Raw genomic sequence first — 20,289 nt, 5'->3', positions numbered from 1 at the left:
TTTATTATTTTATTTGGGAGGAAGTTGTAATGAAGAGTGTTAATGAGTTACGTAGAAGGAATAAAAGAAGAAGAATATATAATAATATAAAGATATTTATAACCATAGTGATATTAATATTAATTTCAAATAAATTGATAAGTAATTATTTGAATGGAAGCTTACCTTCAAATACAGCAGTTGCAATGGCTTATGAGGAAGAAAGTGCTGATTCTGGAAAAATAAAAGTTATACTTGACCCAGGACATGGAGGACATGATGATGGAGCTAGCTTTGGGGATATTTATGAGAAGGATATAGTTTTAAGTATCTCCAATAAAGTCGGTGAAATATTAGAAGCAAATGATATCGAAGTTATTTATACGAGAACTGATGATTCGGCATTAGGAGATGATGAAAAAGAGGACTTGAAAAATAGAGTTAGTATATCTAATTCAACTGATGCAGAGTATTTTGTATCATTTCATATAAATGATTATGATGAAGATATTTATGGATATGAAGAAGTTTATGGATTTGAAGTATGGACAAATTATAATGATTATAAAAGCTTAAATTTAGGAAAATCTATAGAAGAAAAGCTTGAAGATTTAGATTACACAGAGTGTCGACCTATGATAGATGGTAGTGAAGCACTATACATAATTAGAGAAAATGAAAATCCTTCAGTATTAATAGAGTTTGGATTTATGAATAACTATAATGATAGGATGTATTTCAGTAATGAGTATAATCAAGAACTATTAGCAAATGCTGTAGCTACATCAATTATCGAGAATATTAATATAAATTAGAATATGGAGCTGTCATACAATGAAAAATTAAGAATGAATAATGAAAAATTAATGGAAAAACTTTTGAAAGAGTTTTTAAGAGAGATTAATTTTAAATTCTTAATTAGGGCTGTTGGGTGACAGCCCTTTTAAATTTCATATAAGAAAGTGTAGGAGAATGATAAAAGTGTGAATATATTGCTTTAAGGTTAAGTAGCACAACAGTATATTCACACTTAATGATTTTATTTTAAAATAAAATCTATAATTAAAATTTATAGAATTAATCCAAGTCCTTTCCAGTAAAACCTAGAGGTAAAAGTTCCTCTAATGTATACTCTTTAAATTCATCTTTATTTTTAGCTAGATAAATTTTAAATGTCTTCGGATCACAAAATTCAGCAATTACTTGTCTGCATACTCCACATGGAGCACAGTATTCAGTTTCCGTAGCATCTGCTTTATTACCTACTATTGCAATTGCAAGAAATTCATGTTGTCCTTCAGATACAGCTTTGAAAAAAGCAGTTCTTTCTGCACAATTAGTTGGTGTAAAAGCAGCATTTTCTATATTACAACCTAAGTATATTTTCCCGTTTGTACCAAGCAGTGCTGCACCAACATTAAAGTTAGAGTAAGGAGTATAAGCAAATTTTTGAGCCTCATAAGCCTTTTCTACTAGTAGTTTTGCATCAATCATAAATTTCACCTGACACTTTCTTTAATAATTCTTAAATATATTTACTTTAAAAGTATATATCAATAAGTGGATTATTATTATACCATTATTAAATATTCATGTATATATGAATATTAATTTGTTGCTAAAAATATAAATAAAATACAAAAATTTATTATTATTTGGATAAAAATTCAACAGAATTAACATAAATATATTATCCGATATTTTCAAATATCTTTAAATAAGAAAAATATATATACTATGTTTTAGTTTTTTTAAATAATTAAAAATCATTATTGACATTGACGTTACGTAAAAGCTTATTATTAATTTATAAGGAGGAATAAAGATGGAATATACAATTAAGAAGCTAGCAGAGATGGCAGGTGTAAGTACTAGAACTCTTAGATATTATGATGAAATAGGATTATTAAAACCTTGCAGGGTAAATTCATCAGGATATAGGATATATGGAGAAAAAGAAGTTGATGTTTTGCAACAAATCTTACTATATAGGTCTATGGATATTAGTCTTGATGAAATTCAAAATATAATATCTAATCCTAACTTTGATATTTGCCGATCATTAATTGAACATCGAAAAAGCCTTATTTCTAGAAGAAAACAACTTGATCAATTGATTTTAACTGTAGAAAAGACTATTAAATATAAGAAGGGAGAAATAAGTATGTCTAATAAAGAGAAGTTCCAAGGATTTAAGAAAGAGCGTTTAGAAGAAAATGAAGCAAAGTATGGGAAAGAAATTAGAGATAAATATGGCAATGAGACTGTTGAGGCTTCTAATAAGAAGTTTATGAATATGAGTGAAGAAGAATTTAATAAAATGAATAAAATTGAAGAAGAAATTTTTAATGGATTATTAGAAGTAGTTAAGAATGGGGATTTAGATTCAAAAACTGCTAGAGAGGTATACGAAAATCATAAAAAGTGGCTTGGTTTCACTTGGTCTAGCTATTCTAAAGAAGCTCATATTGGTTTAGCAGAAATATATGTGGCAGATGAAAGATTTGCAAAATACTATAATGATAAGTCTGGATTAGAGGTTGTTAATATTTTAAGGGATATAATAGTTAAATATGCCAAATAGTAGAAGATAATTTATAGTAGATTTAATCATTACTGAGAATATGGATTTTTAGATTTTTTAATATAATGCCTTGAAAGAGTTGTCGCACAATAAAAAATTAAGGATGTTTGTGCGACAACTCTTTCTTTAATTTTTAGGAATTTATAAGGATATCACTTAGTATTAGATGCTACAGATAAGCATCCCTAGTCTTAACAGAATTTCCTATATAACAATTATATAATTTATTACTAATATTTTCACGATTCAAAGCAGAAGTGTTTTTTGAAGTATAATCATTATAAAAGTTATTTAGGAATTTAAAGTGATGACCACTGTAGAAGCCTTCAGCATCTTTTTCATTCATCTTTGATAGTATAACTTGACGTTTAATAATATCGTTTAAGCTTACATCTTTATAATTTTTCATAATATCATACATTATCATAAAAGTGGTAGTTCTACCTATTCCTTCTTTACAATGAAAGTGTAGCCAAGTATTTTTGGGTTGATTGTTTACAAACTTAATAAAGTAATCTACCATATCGTCAGTAGGCATATTGCCATCTGTTACAGGAATACGAAGATAGCCTATTTCTTTTGAAGTAGTAAGCTCAAGCTCATCTTGAACATATTTAGGAACTATAGTTTCTTTTGTATTATAAAAAGTTATTGGAGACCCAATTTTAATTGAGTTTAAAAGTGTATTTTCAGTATATAAAACTTCTGATAAGCTTAACCCCTTATTAGCATTGTTTTTTAGGTTTTTCCAGCTAATAGCTATACCATTTACAAAACCATGTGATTCTTGCCTTAAGTCAATATCTATTATCTTAAAGTCCTTTGATATAGAGTCTTTTATTAATGAAAGAGCTGATTCTGAAAATTGACCACTTCCTGATATATTTAATTTATCTAAACCTTTTAAATTAATATCAACATCAGATATTTCATCAGTTAATTTACGAAAATGATTGGGTAAAGTGTTGTTATTGGGATAATCTTCTAAAAGGTTTAAGTCTGATAATGCTTTAGGATAATGAGCTATATTTAAGAATACACAAAGAGCTACTAGGATAATACGTAAAGTAAAATACATATATTTTTTCATAGAAAGATACCTCGCAATAAAATTATTTATTTTATTATTATAATTAGGAGTAAGAAGTAGTTTTATTCATCCAATTATATGAAGTTATAGAAATAAAATTATGTATTTAAAATAGATAAGAATATAATGAAAATAATTTTAAAAAAAATACTTGAATAGAAATAATTTTCATGATAATATGTAAATGTATTCAGAAGAAAATAATTTTTATTTTAAATAACTACTGAAAAAATTTTTAAAAGGGGGAATTATTTTGTTTAAACAACTACAAAAAATAGGGAAATCCTTTATGTTACCAATAGCAATATTACCAGCTGCTGGTTTATTATTAGGTATCGGAGGAGCATTATCAAACCCTAATACAGTACAAGCATATCCGTTCTTAAATGTTTCTTGGTTACAAGGCATTTTTTCAATTATGTCTTCAGCAGGAAATGTTGTATTTTCAAATTTATCACTTATCATGTGTATAGGTCTTTCAGTTGGGTTAGCTAAAAAGGACAAGGGTACTGCAGGACTTGCAGGCGCAGTGGCATTCTTAGTTATGAATGCAGCTATTAGTGGAATGATTACATCATTTAACCCAGCAGTTGAGTCAATAGATACAGGTGTTGTTGGAGCAATAGTAATTGGTTTGACAGTATCTTATTTACATAACAAGTATGGAAATATTAAATTACCATCAGTTTTGGGATTCTTTGGTGGATCAAGATTCGTACCAATAGTATCATCTTTTGCAGCTATATTTATAGGAGCAATATTCTTCTTAATATGGCCAACATTCCAAGGATGGTTAGTATCAGCAGGTAATGCAATAGCAGGATTAGGACCAATAGGAACATTCCTTTATGGATTCTTATTAAGATTAACTGGAGCAGTTGGTTTACATCATATGATTTATCCATTATTCTGGTATACAGAATTAGGGGGAGTTGCAACAGTTGCAGGACAAACTGTTGTAGGTGCACAAAATATATTCTTTGCTCAATTAGCAGATCCAAATCATGTTGGGCTATTTACAGAAGGAACAAGATTCTTTGCAGGACGTTTTGCTACAATGATGTTTGGATTACCAGGCGCATGCTTAGCTATGTATCATTGTGTACCTAAGGCAAAAAGAAAATTAGTAGGTGGATTATTCTTAGGAGCAGCTATTACTTCATTTGTTACTGGGATTACAGAACCAATTGAATTTATGTTCTTATTCGTTGCACCATGGTTATATGTAATTCATGCATTTTTTGATGGACTATCATTCTTCATTGCAGATATATTAAATATATCAATTGGTAATACATTCTCAGGTGGATTAATAGACTTTACATTATTCGGAGTTCTTCAAGGAAATGACAAAACAAACTGGATATATGTATTAATAGTAGGGGTAATTTGGTTTGCTTTATATTACTTCACATTTAGATTCTTAATAACTAAGTTTAATGTTATGACTCCAGGAAGAGAAACAGAAGAAGAAAGTGTCAATGTAGTTACTAAAGATAGTTTAAATGAAGTGGCAGAACAAATTTTAGTAGCACTTGGTGGAGTTGAAAACTTAGAAGATGTAGATGCCTGTATCACAAGATTAAGAGTAGCGGTTAAAGATGTTAAAAAAGTTGATAAAGATAAGATTAAATCTTTAGGAGCTACTGCAGTTTTAGAAGTTAAGGGTGGAATACAAGCTATATTTGGAGCTAAGGCAGACCCATTAAAGCAAAAAATTAATGAAATTATAGGGAGAGATTAGTAAGAGTGAATAAGATAAATAGAGGATTAATCGTATCATGTCAAGCACTAGAAAATGAACCATTACACAGCTCATATATAATGAGTAGAATGGCTGTGGCAGCAAAGGAGGGCGGTGCTATAGGCATAAGAGCAAATAGTGTTGAAGATATAGTTGCCATAAAAAAAGAGGTAGACTTGCCTGTAATAGGGATAATAAAGATAGATTATGATAACATGAAGCCTTATATAACTCCAACAATGAAGGAAGTTGATGCTTTAGTTGAAACTGGAGTAGATATAATTGCATTAGATGCAACAATAGATCAAGATGAGGAATTTTTAAAAGAAATATTTAAAAAATATCCAAATCAAGACTTTATGGCAGATGTATCTACCATAGAAGAAGGATTAAGAGCTGGAGAGCTTGGATTCCAATATGTAGGAACGACTTTAGTAGGTTATACAGAGCATTCTAAAGGAATGAATAATTTTAAAGTTTTAGAAGCATTATTAAAAGATTGTAAATCAAAAATAATAGCAGAAGGAAATTTTGATACTCCAGAAAAAGCAAGATTAGCTTTAGAAAAGGGTGCTTATGCTGTTGTAGTTGGTAGTGCAATAACAAGACCACAATTAATAACTAAAAGGTTTAATGATGAAGTGTTAAAAGCATTATAATTGATTTGGGCTGTCACAAAAGCAGCCCAAATTAAGAATTATTGATGTAATTCTTACAGAGTCACTAAAATTAATTTCTTTTCAAAACTCCTTCGGGAGTTTTTTTATTCTTTAGGAAATTATATAGAAGTACTTTTTTATTAATTTTTCATTGTAGTATAGACACTTTATTAATTCTATATTATTAACAACCTCTTTTCTTTATATTTAATTAATGATATTCTAAATACAGTTAAAAGATTACATACACTTATTTTGGAGGGATAAAGTGGATATATTATGTGAAATTCAAAGAATATACAATAATTTTTCTGATAAAGAAAAAGCCATTGCTGATTATATAATGCAATATGCAGATAGTATTAAGAATATAAATATAACAGATTTAGCTAAGGAGACAGGAACCTCAGGTGCAACAATAACAAGATTTGCAAAGAAAATAGGATGTAATAGCTTCGTTGATATGAAGATTATGCTTAGCTCAAATAAGACAGAAAAAATAATTAATGAAGATGAGATATTTTCTTATGCTTATCAATACTATGATGAGGTTATAGAAAGAACTAAAATGCTAATAGATAAAAAGTCTATATTGAAAGTTGTCAGTGAGATAAAAAAGGCTAAAAATATTTACATTTATGGTGTGGGAAGCTCAGGATTAACTGGTAAAGAAATGATGCAAAGACTTTTAAGAATGGGATTTAATGTTCACTGTATATCTGATTCACACATGATGATAATTAATAGTTCTATAATAAAGAAGGATGATTTAGTAATTGGATTATCAATTTCAGGAGAAACAGAGGAAGTTGTCCATTCCATTAGAAAGGCAAAGGAAAATGGGGCAAAAACTGTTTGTATAACAAGCTTTGAAGGAAGCGCTATAAGTAAGTATTCTGATTTGAAATTCATAGTTTATAATCCAAAGTTTGTTGATAGAAGTAAATTTATTAACAGTCAATTTTCTGCAATGTATTTATTAGACTTAATTTCAATGGTCTTATTAAAGGATGAAGAGTTAGCTAAGAAGATGCAAATTACTGTTGATGCAATAATTAATAACTAAGCTATATATTAGCTTTAATAAAAAATGATGACTTATTGAGCATAGTAAGTCATCATTTTTTTACTCTTTTAGGAAGTTATAAGAGGATTATCCTGACTATGAATAAGTTTTTATAATTTCTATCCTTCAATTTTGAAGTATTAAAATAATTAAAGAAAAATAGATTGAAAGAGATAATCATTTTAAATAAGAATTAATTAGTTAATTTTGGTATTTAACATAAATATTATATCGGCAAATAGTGATATAATTTAAATATAAAAAAGAATGTGTTAGGTATTTTTTTTATAAAAATTTTATTGAACGAGGTGATAATAAATGGATAAACTAGAAAAGTTTATGGATTATATATGTGGAAGATTTAATAATGAAAATCAAGTAAAGGAAGAAAAAGCTGTAACTGGTGAAGTTAAATCTCCTGTAGCAGAACATATTGTTGGTATATGTAATGCTAAGATCAAAAATCTCCCAGAAGACTTTAATGGATACTTTACCATAGATGAAACTTATTATAAACATGGAGATAATAAAACAGCTTTACATCATTTATTCTTGTATACTTTAAATAAAGATAATGATATAGTTTTAACTTCTTACGAGTTACCAAATGATGTAGATTATAATGATTTTATAAATTCAAATGATAAATTAATAATAGATTATAGCAAATTAGAATTATCAAGAAAATTTAATCCAATTACATTTGAAGAAAAGGATGGATGCTTTTTAGCAGAAAGTGAAAGTGAATTTTCTCCAGAAGTAATATTTACAGCAATAGAAAAAGTATGTGATGATAAGATGTATGTAACAGAAATATTTAGAAAGAATGGAGTGATAATTTCTGGATCTGAAGAACCAATAGTATATGATAAAATTAAATAATTGTAAGTGGCTTTGATTATTCAAATAAAGAAAAAGCCTTCATATCATGGATTGGACTTAGAGGAGCAGCTTCTATAGCTTTTGCAATTATGAGAAGAAGAATTTCATTTTTATTGGAAAAAATAATGGAATTTAAAATATTAATAGAGGCTATATAAAAATACATATTATCTTAAGAGTTTTAAATTATTTTATATTAGTAAGATAATATGTATTTAGTCTTTTTAATCCTCTAAAGCTTCAAACTCATCCTTTGTTGCTCCACAGATAGGGCATACCCAATCATCAGGCAAGTCTTCAAAAGGTGTATCTGGATCAATTTCGTTTTCTGGATCACCATATTCAGGATCATAGATATAAGTACATGGAACGCATACATATTTTTGCATTAAAAAATACCTCCTAATCTTTTATACAATAAAATGTATTGGGTATATTATAAAAATATGATATAAATTAAAATAAATAGAAAATTTATAGGGTAGGTGAAGAAAATGAGTAGAAAAACTAGCAAAAATAATGATTTACTTAGTAGTGTAAGAAAGGATACTTCTCCTAAGATTTATTCTTTATTAGTTGACTTAGTTAATGATAATAGGGAAGATTTAGCAGATTTAGTACTTAAAATAGATTACTTATTAGAATACTCAAGCTCATGCATACGTCAAAAGGACTTTGAAGAAGCAAGGGAAAGTTTAAGTAAAGCAGAAAATAGAATTAAGATGTTGGAAATGCAAAAAGTAGATACAGAGTATATAAGGTACCTGTATGATGGTATAAATAATAAATGTAAGTAAAATAAATGTCAATATTGTAATGATAACTTAAAAGTTGATTCATGTATTATAAATGAGTCAACTTTTCTTATTGGTAAAAAGCTTAGTATATTAATTTTTACTTTTAGTGTCGATAAAAGTGTTAAAAAATAAAATGAATATATGGAATTTATTTGGTAGAGAAGAAATAATAGTGTCGAAATGAATTTTAATGTGTTAAAAATACTGTACAGTTATACCTTTATTTAAAGGTTTACGTTATATTAATTCTTGAGGAGGGGGAGCAGGATGAGAAAAATAGTTCTAGCATCGCATGGATACCTAGCATCAGGAATGAAGAGTACAGTTGAGATGATTGCAGGAAGGCAAGATAATTTACTAGCATATGATAGTTATGTAGATAATAACTATAATGTTGAAGAGTTTTTTAATATATTAGCTAATTCTGGCGATGAAGTGATTATAATTACTGATTTACTTGGAGGTAGTGTTAATAATGAAGCATTAAAGTATGCAAATTTCAAAAATATATATATAATTGCTGGTATGAATGTTTCATTAGTTTTAAATTTAGTGCTTAAAATTAGTAATGATATTGAGAAAGATATCAATGAAAGTATTGAAGAGAGTAAAAATATGATTTTATTTGCTAGAAGAGAAATTGATATGGAAGAAGAGGATTTCTAAGGAGGAAGGTTTTTTATGGTAAAGTTATTAAGAGTTGATCACAGGTTATTACATGGACAAGTTGTATTTTCATGGTGTTCACAAATTAATCCTAATTGTATATTAGTTGCGAATGATCAGGTAGTGAATGATGATGTAAGAAAAGCTGCATTGAGATTGGGAAAACCTAATGATGTAAAATTAGTAATAAAAAATATTACAGATTCTATTGAAGCTATTAACAACGGAAAAACAGATAAATATGATTTGATGATAGTTGTGAATAGTATTGATGATGCGGTAAGACTAGCACGTGGTGCTGAAGAAATTAGAAGTATAAATTTAGGAGGTACAAAAGCTAAGCAAGGAACGCATGCATTATCTAATATGGTTTATGTTACTGATGAAGAGGAAGAATTGTTAAGAGAAGTTATAAAAGAAGGTATAGAGGTATTTATTCAAGCAGTACCAAGTGATCCGAAAAAAATAATGAAATAGGAGGGAAAGAGAATGTTAGAAACACTCTTTATTGGGATTGTAGCTTTCTTTGGATTCCTTGAATGTGGAGTCGGGAACTCGATGATTCAAAGACCAATTGTAATGGGACCATTAGTTGGGTTAGTTTTAGGTGATTTAAATACAGGGCTAGTCGTAGGTGCAACTTTGGAATTAGCCTTTATGGGAAATGTAACTATAGGGGCAGCATTACCACCAGAAATTACAGCAGGGGGGATTTTAGGTACTGCTTTAGCTATTAGCTCTGGGAATGGGACAGAAGCTGCTTTAGCATTAGCTATTCCTATTGCAACTGTAGCATTATTATTAAAAAATTTCTATTATTTAACTGCTAGATCTTATTTTTTACATAAGTCAGATGAGTATGCAAGAGAAGGTAATGCAAATGGAGTAGATAGAATGCATATTGTTAGTTTCTTATCTTATGCTTTAGTTATGGCGGCTACTGTTGCAATTTGTTTTCATTTGGGTAATGGATTTGTTGAAGGATTCTTAGCAGCTATTCCTCAATTTGTTAAGGATGGATTAACTGTTGCTGCGGGTATATTACCGGCATTAGGATTCGCACTATTAGGTGGAATGCTTATAAGTAAGAAAGTAGCTCCATACTTCTTATTAGGATTTATTATATCTGCATATTTAAATGTTCCTGTTTTAGGAGTAGCTTTATTAGGTATAGTTATTGTTGCATTGATGATAACAAAAGATGAGACAAAAATTGCTGTTGTAGAAGGAGGAGATGATGATGACTTCTAATAATAAAAAGATAACCAAAAAAGATATCAACAAAGTTTTTTGGAGATCATTTTCTGTGAATGCCTCATTTAATTATGAAAGACAAATGAGTCAAGGAGCACAATATGCATTATCACCAATTCTAAAGAAGCTTTATCCAAATAAAGAAGAATTGTCAGAAGCATTAAAAAGGCATGCAGAATTTTTTAACACAACTCCAATGATGAGCCCATTTATATTTGGTATTACAGCAGCTATGGAAGAAGAAAATGCGAATACAGAACAGTTTGATGAGTCATCTATTAATGCTATTAAAGCCAGTTTAATGGGTCCACTTGCTGGAATTGGTGATTCAGTATTTTGGGGAACATTAAGACCTTTAGCAGGGGGGATAGCTTGTTCACTTGCTTTGACAGGTAATATTTTTGCACCGATTCTATTCCTGTTATTATTTAACATACCAAATGTTTTAGTAAGATATTTTGGGGTACATTATGGATATAGCTCAGGAATGAAGGCGTTAAAGAAGTTTGAAGAGTTAGGTTTGACTGATAAAATATTTAAGGGTGCTGCTGTTTTAGGGTTATTAGTAATAGGGGCTATGGTTGCTTCAATGGTTAATGTGAATTTAGCTATTTCTTTTGGATCTGGAGAGTCTGCCATTGCATTAGGTGATGTAATTAATGGAATTATGCCCAAAATGCTATCTCTATTAATAACATTATTTATTTATAAGCTAATAAAAAAAGGTGTTAAAGTTAATTATATCTTATTAGGAATTATTGTTTTAAGTATAATTGCAACGTTTTTTGGTATATTGTAAAAGAAAGTAGGTTTATCCTACTTTCTAATTTATATTGATCTGATTACATGAAGTCAATATAGACAAGGAGGAGTTAAGATGAGATATATAAATAATTTTCTTGAGAAAATGAAAGAAAAGAACATTGTAATAAATTATATACAAGTTTATAAAGATGGAAAGATAAAGGAAGAGTATTCCAGGTTGGATACAAAAACAAGGTTAAATGTTTGCTCAGTAAGTAAGAGTGTTACTTCATTAGGTATAGGTATAGCAATTGATGAGGGGTTACTTAAGCTTGATGAACCAATTTATAAATTTTTTAAAGAAATTGATTTTGAGAAATGTGATTCTAAGGTTAGAGATATTACAGTTAGACATTTATTAACAATGACATGTGGAGTGAAAGGTAAGCTTTTTTTCATGGATGATGAAGAACGATATGTAGTTAAGGATTTAATTAAATATTTCTTTAGTAGAGAGTTTTCATATGTTCCTGGAGATCACTTTGAATATTGTAACTTTAACACATATATTCTTGGATGCATTATTGAAAGAGTCACTGGACAAACCTTGATTGAATATATGACTCCGCGCTTTTTTGATAAATTGGGAATAGGAAATCCAGATTGGCTGTCGTGTCCAATGAATCATACAGCAGCGGCACATTCATTGATGTTAACTATTGATGAAATGACGAAAATTGGTATACTATTATTAAATAACGGTGTATACAATAATGAAAAAATTGTATCAAAAGAATATTTAGAAATAGCAACAAAAAATCAAATAAAGAATAATACTCCCAAATATGGTTATGGATTTCAATTTTGGATTAATAAAGATTTAAAATCATACAGAGCAGATGGTAAGTATGGTCAGTATATTATTGTTGTTCCAGAGTCAAATCTAGTTGTTAGTATGCAAGCGTTAGATTCTAAAAAATTCTATGATGATGTATGGGAAGAATTGATTATACCAATTATTAATGAATAACAAGGTGATTATATGGACAGAAATCAGGAGTTCTTAAACACAAGACAAGAGTTGTATGAGTATTTAGTTGAATGTACAAGAAATATGGATTTGAAGAATTTTAAGGTATTTACAACAAATAATATTTGTCAAAGAATAAATGTGAGTCGTAATTTAGTTAGTCAATACTTGAATGAATATTTTAAAAAGAATATGTTGGTTAAAGTAAATACAAGACCTGTTTATTTTTTTGATAAAAAAACATTACTAGAAAAGTTTCAATTATCATCAATAGATCATGAATTTGATGATTTAGATTTTTTTATTAAATTTATAAATAATAATATGAAATACAGAATTAGCTTTGATAAGGCAATTGGTTATAATTTAAGTCTTAAAACTGTAATAGATAAATGTAAAGTTTCTGTAGAATATCCACCTAATGGATTACCAATGCATTTAGTAGGAGAAAAAGGTACAGGAAAAACAATGTTAGCATATTTATCTTATCAATATGCAGTTGAAAAAGGATTTGTTTCACAAAGTGAATTTAAATGCATTGATTGTGATTTATATCAAACAAAGTTTAATGATAAGAAAACTATAATCTCTGAAATTAAGAATGTATTTATTAAAAGTCATATTCAAGATTATATTTATATAAAAAATTACGATTCCTTATCAGATGAAGTAAGAGTTGAAGTTCAAAGCTACTTAAATGATATTATAAATAAGGGATATACACGTCTTGCAATTTCTTCTTCAATAAATTTTTCTAATAATCAAATGATTCAACAAACAATACCATTGGTTATAGAACTTCCATCTTTAAGGGATAGATCCATAATTGAAAAAGAATATCTTATAGCTTATTTTTTGAAAAAAGAAGAGCAAAGAATTAATAGAAAAATTTTTATAAGTGAACAAGCTTATAGAGCGCTGATTCAACATACTTTTACTGGTAACATAGAACAATTAAAAAGCGCATTGAAAGTTAGTTTAGCAGAGGCTTTTTCTAATAGTAAGTTAGATAATAATATAATTATTACAATTCTATCATTACCAGAATATATTATAAAAACTACCAGAATAGATTTTAAGAAATCAATTATAGAAGATACTATATACTCCTTAGAGGATATAAGTCATAATCATAATTATAAGAAAGAGTATATTCTTGTAACTGAACTTCTAAGTAATGGATTAGATTATATAAATAATAGATTAAGTTATAAACAATTTATTAGTAATTCATATCAAGCCATAGAGGAATACAATGATTATATTTTATTTAAAAAGAATATTTCGGATGAAAAAATTAAGATAATTGAACAAACAATTATGCATATATTTGAATATATACAAGATGTATATAGCATGCATCTTTCTAATAGTTTCATACATATTTTCTCTAAATGGGTTTACTATAGTGATGCATTTAATGAATCTATTTTATATTATAATGAGTATTCACCATCAGATATTGATGATGTTATAAATATCATAAGGAAAGAATCATTTAGCGAATATACTATTGCATTAGAGATAATTAGTTTGATTAAGCGTAATATTGATGTTCAATTTTCTTATATAGAGCATATAATTCTTACAATTTTCTTGATGGGTATGGATGAATCACAACATTCCTTACCAATTAAAACCTCTATTATTGCTCATGGATATGCAACAGCAAGTAGTATAGCAGATGTATGTAATAAAATGTTAAAGCATCATATTTTTAATGCCATAGATATGCCTTATGATATGTCTGTTTCAGAAATTGTTAAGCAATTAAGGAAAATATTATATTATAGTGAGAATAGGGATGTTCTTCTTTTGGTTGATTTAGGATCATTAGAGAATATTGTGGAACTTTTAGGGGAGGTCCCAAATGTAAATTTAGGAATTATTAATAATGTATCGACTAATCTTGCACTAGAGATAGGAACTTCTATTATGAATAAAAAGTCTATTAAGGAAATTTTAATATATGCAAAGGAAAAAGTAGTAACTTCATATAGGTTTATAGAAAAATCAAAAAAGAGTGATATTATTGTTTTTGTTAGCGAGATAGGAAGCGAAATAGCAGTTAAAGTAAGTGAGTTATTTTTAAATAGCTTAAGCAAGAGTATTGATGTTGACGTACGATGTTATAATTATGACGCATTTATAGAGTTTTATCATTCAAATGATTTTGAGCATTATAATATTTTATTTGTTGCAACTACAATAAATATAAATTTAACAGGATTTACTATAATTTCTATTGAGGATATTATTACGTTTAAAAGTTTAGATAAAGTAAAAACTTGTTTATCTTCATATTTATCAGATGAAGAATTTGAAAAATTTAACAAAAATATGTTGAATGTTTTTTCATTACAAAATGTTGTTGAGTCTCTTACTATTCTTAATGCCAATAAAGTACTTTCTGCAGTAGCACAGATGTTAGAAGATTTACAACGACTTTTATACCATAGATTTCAACCTAAAACAATAATTGGTTTAAATATTCATATTTGTTGTTTAATAGAGAGATTGGTAAAAAAAGAAGAAATAATGACTTATTCTAATGCAAAGGAATTTAAAGAAACAAAGAAGAGATTTATTGAACTTGTTGAAATTAGTTTTGAAAGTATAGCAAAACAATATAATATTAAATTGCCAATTAGTGAGGTAGCATATATATATGATTATATTAATAATGATAGCTATCTGCTAATTGGTAAAGATGAAGATTTTTAGGAGAAATGAAATGGATATATTTGAAAAATCAAGAGAATATCATAAAATTAATAAAGGAAAAATAGAGATAAAAAGCAGAGCAGAAATATTATCTAAAGATGATTTAAGTATTGTTTATACACCAGGTGTAGCTGGTCCGTGTCTTGAAATAGCTTTAAATGAAGATAATGTTTATGATTATACTTGTAAGAGTCGTATGGTAGCAGTTGTAAGTGATGGAAGTGCAGTGCTTGGATTGGGTAATATTGGACCTAAAGCAGCTATACCAGTAATGGAAGGGAAGGCATTACTTTTTAAAAAGTTCGGAAATGTTGATGCTGTACCTATTTGTTTAGATACTCAAAATGTAGATGATATTATTAATACAGTAAAGAATATTGCACCAGCTTTTGGAGGAATTAATTTAGAAGATATAAGTGCACCTCGTTGTTTTGAAATTGAAAGAAGGCTTATAGAAGAATTAGATATACCTGTTTTTCATGATGATCAGCATGGAACAGCCATTGTTGTTTGTGCGGGCTTGATTAATGCTTTAAAAATTGTTAATAAGACATTTGAGAATATAAAGGTGGTAGTAAATGGAGCAGGAAGTGCTGGCATTAGTATTTCCCATTTATTAATGAAATTTGGTGTTAAAAATATTATTTTAGTTGATAAAAATGGGGTTGTTAATAAAAATGAAAAATGGCTTAATAATGAACAAATGGAAATGGCTAAAATATCTAATCCAGAGGGTATAAAAGGAAATTTAAAAGATGCAATAGTAGGTTGTGATGTATTTATTGGTGTTTCCTGCCAAGGAGCACTTCCTAAGAATTATATAAAATTTATGAATAATGATGCCATTGTTTTTGCAATGGCAAATCCTATTCCAGAAATTCTCCCAGAAGAAGCATTAGAAGCTGGGGTGAGAATTATAGCAACAGGCAGAAGTGACTATCCTAATCAAATCAATAATGTCTTAGTTTTCCCAGGGATATTTAAGGGAGCACTAGATGGAAGAGTAAGGTATATTGATGATAAAGTAAAAGTTGAAGTTAGTAAAGCAATTGCTTCAGTAATAAAGGACGACGAGCTAAAAGAAGATTACATTATTCCAAGCGTATTTAATGAAGAGGTTGTTAAGGCAGTATCTTTAGCTGTAAAAAACATAAATAATAAATAATTTTTATTAAAATAAATAGGTCTTAAGATTTTTAAAAAAGTCTTAAGACCTATTTTTTATATATGCTAAGTAAAGTTTTATAGAATAATTAGACTACTTTCTTTTTCTATTTGCTATTTCTATATTAACTTTTCTCTTATTAAGTTTACGTCCCATACACTTATCAATAACTTTGTCTTTAACATCTGGAGAGATGTTTACAAAAGAAAAGTTTTCTAATATATCTATATCTCCTATAGATGTTGGTCTAATTCTAGCAGTTTCTTTTATAAAGCTAACTAAAGATTTAGGTGTGATACCATCTCTTCTACCTACAGATAAGAATAAACGTATATCCTCTGATTTTGGAGCTTCTAGAACATTGTTTGAATAAGTTTCAAGTAAATCACTATTAAATTTACTTTTAATTAGAGCTGCAATAATTTCAATATTATCAAATTTTTCACTTAACTCTTTAGCTATTGGAATAAATCTTGAGTGATCTGAATCATTAATAGTATTTGCAACATCCTCTAATATAGAGTCTGACTTACTGCTAAATATATCATTAACTGTTGGGATAGGCTTTCTAGAAATATCACTCTTAGTTACTGATTTAATTTGCTTAAGCATAGAATATTCTTTTGGAGAAACTAAAGAGTAAGCCGTACCCTCTCTATTTGCTCTACCTGTTCTACCTATTCTATGAACGTAGCTTTCAACATCTTGAGGTAAATCGTAGTTTATAACATGAGTTATTCCTTCTACATCTATTCCTCTTGCAGCAACATCTGTTGCAATTAAGAAGTTTAACGAACCTTCTTTAAATTTCTTTAAAGTTCTTAATCTATGAGCTTGAGACATGTCTCCGTGCATTCCTTCAACAACATATCCTCTAGATTGCATTCCTTCAACTAATTCATCAACGCCTTTTTTAGTTCTGCAGAATATAATTGCAGATGATGGAGTATCAAAATCTAATACTCTACAAAGTGCTTCAAATCTAGTTTTATGTGATACCTCAAAAAAACTTTGACTAATCTTAGAAACTGTCATTGAAGTTTTCTTTATTGCTATATGTTTAGCATCTGGTTTCATATATCTTCTTGCTAATTTTTTTATTTGGTCAGGCATTGTTGCTGAGAATAGTAATGTTTGCCTATCTTTTGGAAGTTGCTTAATTATGTCTTCTAAGTCATCTATAAAGCCCATATTTAACATTTCATCAGCTTCATCTAATACTAAGAACCTAACAGTATCTAACTTTATAGTTCCTCTTTTTATATGGTCTAATATTCTACCAGGGGTACCAACAACTATATTTACATTTCTTTTTAAATTTCTTATTTGATTGTTTATTGGATCTCCACCATATATAGGAAGAATTGTTAAGTCGTCATATTTAGACAATCTCTTAAGCTCATCATTAACCTGTATAGCTAATTCTCTAGTCGGAGCTAAGATTATAGCGCTAAGGCCATCCTTTTTTGTAATATTATTAATGATACCACATCCAAAAGCAGCAGTCTTACCAGTTCCAGTTTGAGCTTGCCCTATAAGGTCATATCCTTGGATTGCTACAGGTATTGCTTCTGCTTGTATTTGTGATGGCTCTTCAAAACCTAAATCATTAATTGATTTTAAAAGGGTATCCTTAAGCCCTAAGTTACTAAATTTAATTTCATTCATCTAAAATCCTCTTTCTATTTATCTAAAATAATTTATAATTATCATAATCATCATTTTTTTGTTAACTAATTTAGTATACACTATAATTAGAAAATATGCTCGTATTATTTCTTATAAAATAATTAAATTTATAAGAAATGTCGAAAAAACAAAAAGTAAACCTTTTAAGGAGGTAAATAATGAAAGATAATAAAGAAAAATTATATTTTTATAAACTAAATACTATCATTGGACTTATTTATATTATTAAAAGTGAAAAAGGATTAAGAAGTATAGAAATTATTGAGGATAATTGGCTTAAACTTCAAAATAAATATAAACTAATTGAAAGTGAGGAAAAATGTAGAGTTGAAGTAAGTCAAATAAATGAGTATTTTTCTGGTAGAAGAAAAAAGTTTGACTTAGTTTTAGATATCGACGGAACTAAGTTTAGAAAAAAAGTTTGGAATGAATTATTAAAGATTCCTTATGGTGAGTTAAGAAGTTATAGTCAGATTGCTAAGGCAATAGGAAATGAAAAAGCAGTTAGAGCAATAGGGCAAGCAAATAAATCAAATCCCATACCTATAATAATTCCGTGCCATAGAGTAATTGGGAAAAGTCAAAAGTTATTAGGGTATGCTGGAAACCATACTGATATTCAAGAAAAGTTAATTGAGTTAGAAAGAATTATAGAGGAACAATAAAGGAAAGGTTAATGGTTCTATGAAATAATATAAAACTAAAGAAAAAAAACTCCCTTAGGAGTTTTAAAAATAAATTTATTTATATATAACGTAGTGTTATTTATTTAATTTGGGAGTTTGCCTTGGATTATTTCATAAACCTTCTTAGGAAGTACATCTTGATCTTCTTTAGATAAGTTAGAAGTTTCAACAGCAGGATGAATATATAAATCAACTTGAGCAGGTTTAACTATCCATTTCTTTTTATTAGACTCCATAATTTTATAAGATCCACTCATGGTTACTGGGATTATAGGAACCTTTGCTTTGGTTGCAAGCTTAAAGCTTCCTGCTTTAAATTCTCCCATTTTATCCCCTCTACTTCTAGTACCTTCAGGGAAAATAACTATAGAATGACCTTTCTTTAGTATTTTAATACCTTCTATAATAGCTTCACCAGATTTTCTTATACTACTTCTATCCATAAATACACAATACATATATTCCATCCAAGTACGAACTCCAGGAATTTTTTTTACTTCAATTTTAGATACAAATCCTTTTAATCCAGGAATTTGACTCATGTATATTGGAATATCAAAGTTACCTTGGTGGTTTCCTATATACAAAACATTTGTATCTTTAGGTATATTTTCTAAACCGTGAACTGTTACCTTAACACCAGCAACCTTTAGTAATATACTTGCCCAAGTTTTAGTAACTTTATAAACAAGTTTATCTCTTTTTTCTTCTAATCCTTTTTTAGTTAGCATTTTAGTTCTTATCATAGCAGGAATACTTATAATAAGAGTACTAAAAAATACTATATACCAAACAATAGATCTAATCATTCAAATCATATCCTTTCAATAATTTAAAATAAGTCCATAAATAAAGTATATAACAAAGTAAGGACATAGAAAAGTTAATTAAATATTGTATATTCTTAAATTCTATGGGCAATATTGACAGATGGGAAATGTTATTATACAATTATTTGGTACTTATGCCTTCATAGTTCAATGGATAGAACAGTCCCCTCCTAAGGGACAGATACAGGTTCGATCCCTGTTGGGGGTACCAGTAAAAGCTCTCAAGACTTATTTTAATAGGATTGAGAGCTTTTTTAAAATTTATTTTATAAAAACTATTGTAATAAGTATTATAGTATGATATTATAGATAAATAGCGCAAAGCTAATTTAAATAAGTTTCATTTAGATAAATAATTTCTCAAAAATTAGAGATTATTATCAATTTAGAATCTTTAATTTTAGGAGGAATATTTATGACAGATAAGACAATTGTATGCAAAGATTGCGGAAGTGAATTCATATTTTCAGTAGGAGAACAAGAATTCTACAAAGAAAAAGGATTCGATAACGAGCCAACAAGATGCATATCTTGTAGAAGAGCTAGAAAGCAACAACAAAATAGAAGATAATTTTGTTTGATTTGAGAGCTTTAAGTATACCTTAGAGCTCCTTTTTATTGGAAATATTAAAATAGTATATAGGACTTAGAAAGAGGAAAATAAAGTGAATTTATAAATATCTTTATGATATTTTTTTAA

21 protein-coding genes and 1 tRNA gene are annotated in these 20,289 nt (G+C 28.1%); 17 read left to right on the top strand and 5 right to left on the bottom strand.

The genetic code is table 11. From position 1 onward, the window contains the following. Positions 1-29: 29 nt before the first annotated feature. Complete coding sequence (locus tag ACQPVP_RS12370; RefSeq protein WP_430850368.1) at positions 30-794, top strand: N-acetylmuramoyl-L-alanine amidase; 765 nt, start codon at positions 30-32, stop codon at positions 792-794. Positions 795-1,056: 262 nt separating this feature from the next. Here the strand turns inward: ACQPVP_RS12370 and cdd are convergent, their stop codons facing one another. After that, a complete protein-coding gene (gene cdd / locus ACQPVP_RS12365) occupies positions 1,057-1,473 on the bottom strand; it encodes a cytidine deaminase (RefSeq protein WP_430850366.1) in 417 nt (138 codons plus the stop codon). Positions 1,474-1,804: 331 nt separating this feature from the next. On the opposite strand from cdd, the gene ACQPVP_RS12360 reads away from it, so the two are divergent. Continuing rightward, the gene (locus ACQPVP_RS12360; RefSeq protein WP_430850364.1) at positions 1,805-2,563 is read left to right on the top strand and encodes a MerR family transcriptional regulator; all 759 of its coding nucleotides are present in this window, start codon (positions 1,805-1,807) and stop codon (positions 2,561-2,563) included. A gap of 169 nt (positions 2,564-2,732) precedes the next feature. Here ACQPVP_RS12360 and ACQPVP_RS12355 read toward each other — a convergent pair whose 3' ends face one another. After that, complete coding sequence (locus ACQPVP_RS12355; RefSeq protein WP_430850362.1) at positions 2,733-3,653, bottom strand: fused DSP-PTPase phosphatase/NAD kinase-like protein; 921 nt, start codon at positions 3,651-3,653, stop codon at positions 2,733-2,735. Positions 3,654-3,906: 253 nt separating this feature from the next. Between ACQPVP_RS12355 and ACQPVP_RS12350 the strand changes: the two genes are divergently transcribed. From ACQPVP_RS12350 to ACQPVP_RS12335, 4 genes are all read left to right on the top strand, one after another. Then, positions 3,907-5,397 (top strand): PTS transporter subunit EIIC, encoded by a 1,491-nt coding sequence (locus tag ACQPVP_RS12350; protein ID WP_430850360.1) that lies wholly within the window; start codon positions 3,907-3,909, stop codon positions 5,395-5,397. Between the two features lie 5 nt (positions 5,398-5,402). Continuing rightward, on the top strand, positions 5,403-6,056 hold the full coding sequence (locus ACQPVP_RS12345) for an N-acetylmannosamine-6-phosphate 2-epimerase (RefSeq protein WP_430850358.1): 654 nt from the start codon (positions 5,403-5,405) through the stop codon (positions 6,054-6,056). A gap of 268 nt (positions 6,057-6,324) precedes the next feature. After that, the gene (locus ACQPVP_RS12340) at positions 6,325-7,122 is read left to right on the top strand and encodes a MurR/RpiR family transcriptional regulator (protein ID WP_430850356.1); all 798 of its coding nucleotides are present in this window, start codon (positions 6,325-6,327) and stop codon (positions 7,120-7,122) included. 318 nt (positions 7,123-7,440) lie between these two features. Then, positions 7,441-8,004: a hypothetical protein gene (locus ACQPVP_RS12335; protein ID WP_430850354.1), complete on the top strand. Its 564-nt coding sequence runs from the start codon at positions 7,441-7,443 to the stop codon at positions 8,002-8,004. A gap of 224 nt (positions 8,005-8,228) precedes the next feature. On the opposite strand, the gene rd is transcribed toward ACQPVP_RS12335, so the two are convergent. Beyond that, positions 8,229-8,393, bottom strand: a complete 165-nt coding sequence (gene rd / locus ACQPVP_RS12330; RefSeq protein ID WP_430850352.1) for a rubredoxin — start codon at positions 8,391-8,393, stop codon at positions 8,229-8,231. 105 nt (positions 8,394-8,498) lie between these two features. On the opposite strand from rd, the gene ACQPVP_RS12325 reads away from it, so the two are divergent. The 8 genes from ACQPVP_RS12325 (at position 8,499) to ACQPVP_RS12290 (ending at position 16,384) form a co-directional block, all read left to right on the top strand. After that, on the top strand, positions 8,499-8,801 hold the full coding sequence (locus ACQPVP_RS12325; RefSeq protein ID WP_430850351.1) for a hypothetical protein: 303 nt from the start codon (positions 8,499-8,501) through the stop codon (positions 8,799-8,801). 267 nt (positions 8,802-9,068) lie between these two features. Further along, the gene (locus ACQPVP_RS12320) at positions 9,069-9,467 is read left to right on the top strand and encodes a PTS sugar transporter subunit IIA (RefSeq protein WP_430850349.1); all 399 of its coding nucleotides are present in this window, start codon (positions 9,069-9,071) and stop codon (positions 9,465-9,467) included. A gap of 15 nt (positions 9,468-9,482) precedes the next feature. Further along, positions 9,483-9,944 (top strand): PTS sugar transporter subunit IIB, encoded by a 462-nt coding sequence (locus ACQPVP_RS12315; RefSeq protein ID WP_430850347.1) that lies wholly within the window; start codon positions 9,483-9,485, stop codon positions 9,942-9,944. A 12-nt stretch (positions 9,945-9,956) separates the two neighbouring features. After that, the gene (locus ACQPVP_RS12310; protein ID WP_430850345.1) at positions 9,957-10,718 is read left to right on the top strand and encodes a PTS mannose/fructose/sorbose/N-acetylgalactosamine transporter subunit IIC; all 762 of its coding nucleotides are present in this window, start codon (positions 9,957-9,959) and stop codon (positions 10,716-10,718) included. Beyond that, positions 10,705-11,520 (top strand): PTS system mannose/fructose/sorbose family transporter subunit IID, encoded by an 816-nt coding sequence (locus ACQPVP_RS12305; protein ID WP_430850343.1) that lies wholly within the window; start codon positions 10,705-10,707, stop codon positions 11,518-11,520. Before ACQPVP_RS12310 ends, ACQPVP_RS12305 begins: the two co-directional genes overlap by 14 nt. A 78-nt stretch (positions 11,521-11,598) precedes the next feature. After that, positions 11,599-12,495: a serine hydrolase domain-containing protein gene (locus ACQPVP_RS12300; protein ID WP_430850341.1), complete on the top strand. Its 897-nt coding sequence runs from the start codon at positions 11,599-11,601 to the stop codon at positions 12,493-12,495. Between the two features lie 12 nt (positions 12,496-12,507). Next, positions 12,508-15,219 (top strand): PRD domain-containing protein, encoded by a 2,712-nt coding sequence (locus tag ACQPVP_RS12295; RefSeq protein WP_430850339.1) that lies wholly within the window; start codon positions 12,508-12,510, stop codon positions 15,217-15,219. Between the two features lie 10 nt (positions 15,220-15,229). Next, entirely contained in the window at positions 15,230-16,384 is a 1,155-nt protein-coding gene (locus ACQPVP_RS12290; RefSeq protein ID WP_430850337.1) for an NAD(P)-dependent malic enzyme, read from the top strand. A gap of 93 nt (positions 16,385-16,477) precedes the next feature. Here the strand turns inward: ACQPVP_RS12290 and ACQPVP_RS12285 are convergent, their stop codons facing one another. Continuing rightward, on the bottom strand, positions 16,478-18,052 hold the full coding sequence (locus ACQPVP_RS12285; RefSeq protein ID WP_430850335.1) for a DEAD/DEAH box helicase: 1,575 nt from the start codon (positions 18,050-18,052) through the stop codon (positions 16,478-16,480). Between the two features lie 179 nt (positions 18,053-18,231). Between ACQPVP_RS12285 and ACQPVP_RS12280 the strand changes: the two genes are divergently transcribed. Continuing rightward, the gene (locus ACQPVP_RS12280) at positions 18,232-18,738 is read left to right on the top strand and encodes a methylated-DNA--[protein]-cysteine S-methyltransferase (protein WP_430850333.1); all 507 of its coding nucleotides are present in this window, start codon (positions 18,232-18,234) and stop codon (positions 18,736-18,738) included. Between the two features lie 104 nt (positions 18,739-18,842). Here ACQPVP_RS12280 and ACQPVP_RS12275 read toward each other — a convergent pair whose 3' ends face one another. Continuing rightward, positions 18,843-19,568: a lysophospholipid acyltransferase family protein gene (locus ACQPVP_RS12275; RefSeq protein WP_430850331.1), complete on the bottom strand. Its 726-nt coding sequence runs from the start codon at positions 19,566-19,568 to the stop codon at positions 18,843-18,845. Positions 19,569-19,725: 157 nt separating this feature from the next. Between ACQPVP_RS12275 and ACQPVP_RS12270 the strand changes: the two genes are divergently transcribed. Continuing rightward, positions 19,726-19,800 (top strand) — tRNA-Arg (locus ACQPVP_RS12270). 204 nt (positions 19,801-20,004) lie between these two features. Then, a complete protein-coding gene (locus ACQPVP_RS12265; protein WP_430850329.1) occupies positions 20,005-20,160 on the top strand; it encodes a zinc-ribbon domain-containing protein in 156 nt (51 codons plus the stop codon). The last annotated feature ends 129 nt before the right edge of the window (positions 20,161-20,289 follow it).

It is taken from the genome of Clostridium nigeriense, from assembly GCF_050585265.1.
GTDB lineage: Bacteria > Bacillota > Clostridia > Clostridiales > Clostridiaceae > Clostridium > Clostridium nigeriense_B.
Note: the sequence above shows the minus strand (reverse complement) of the source record. Positions and strands in the feature narration are given on the sequence as shown.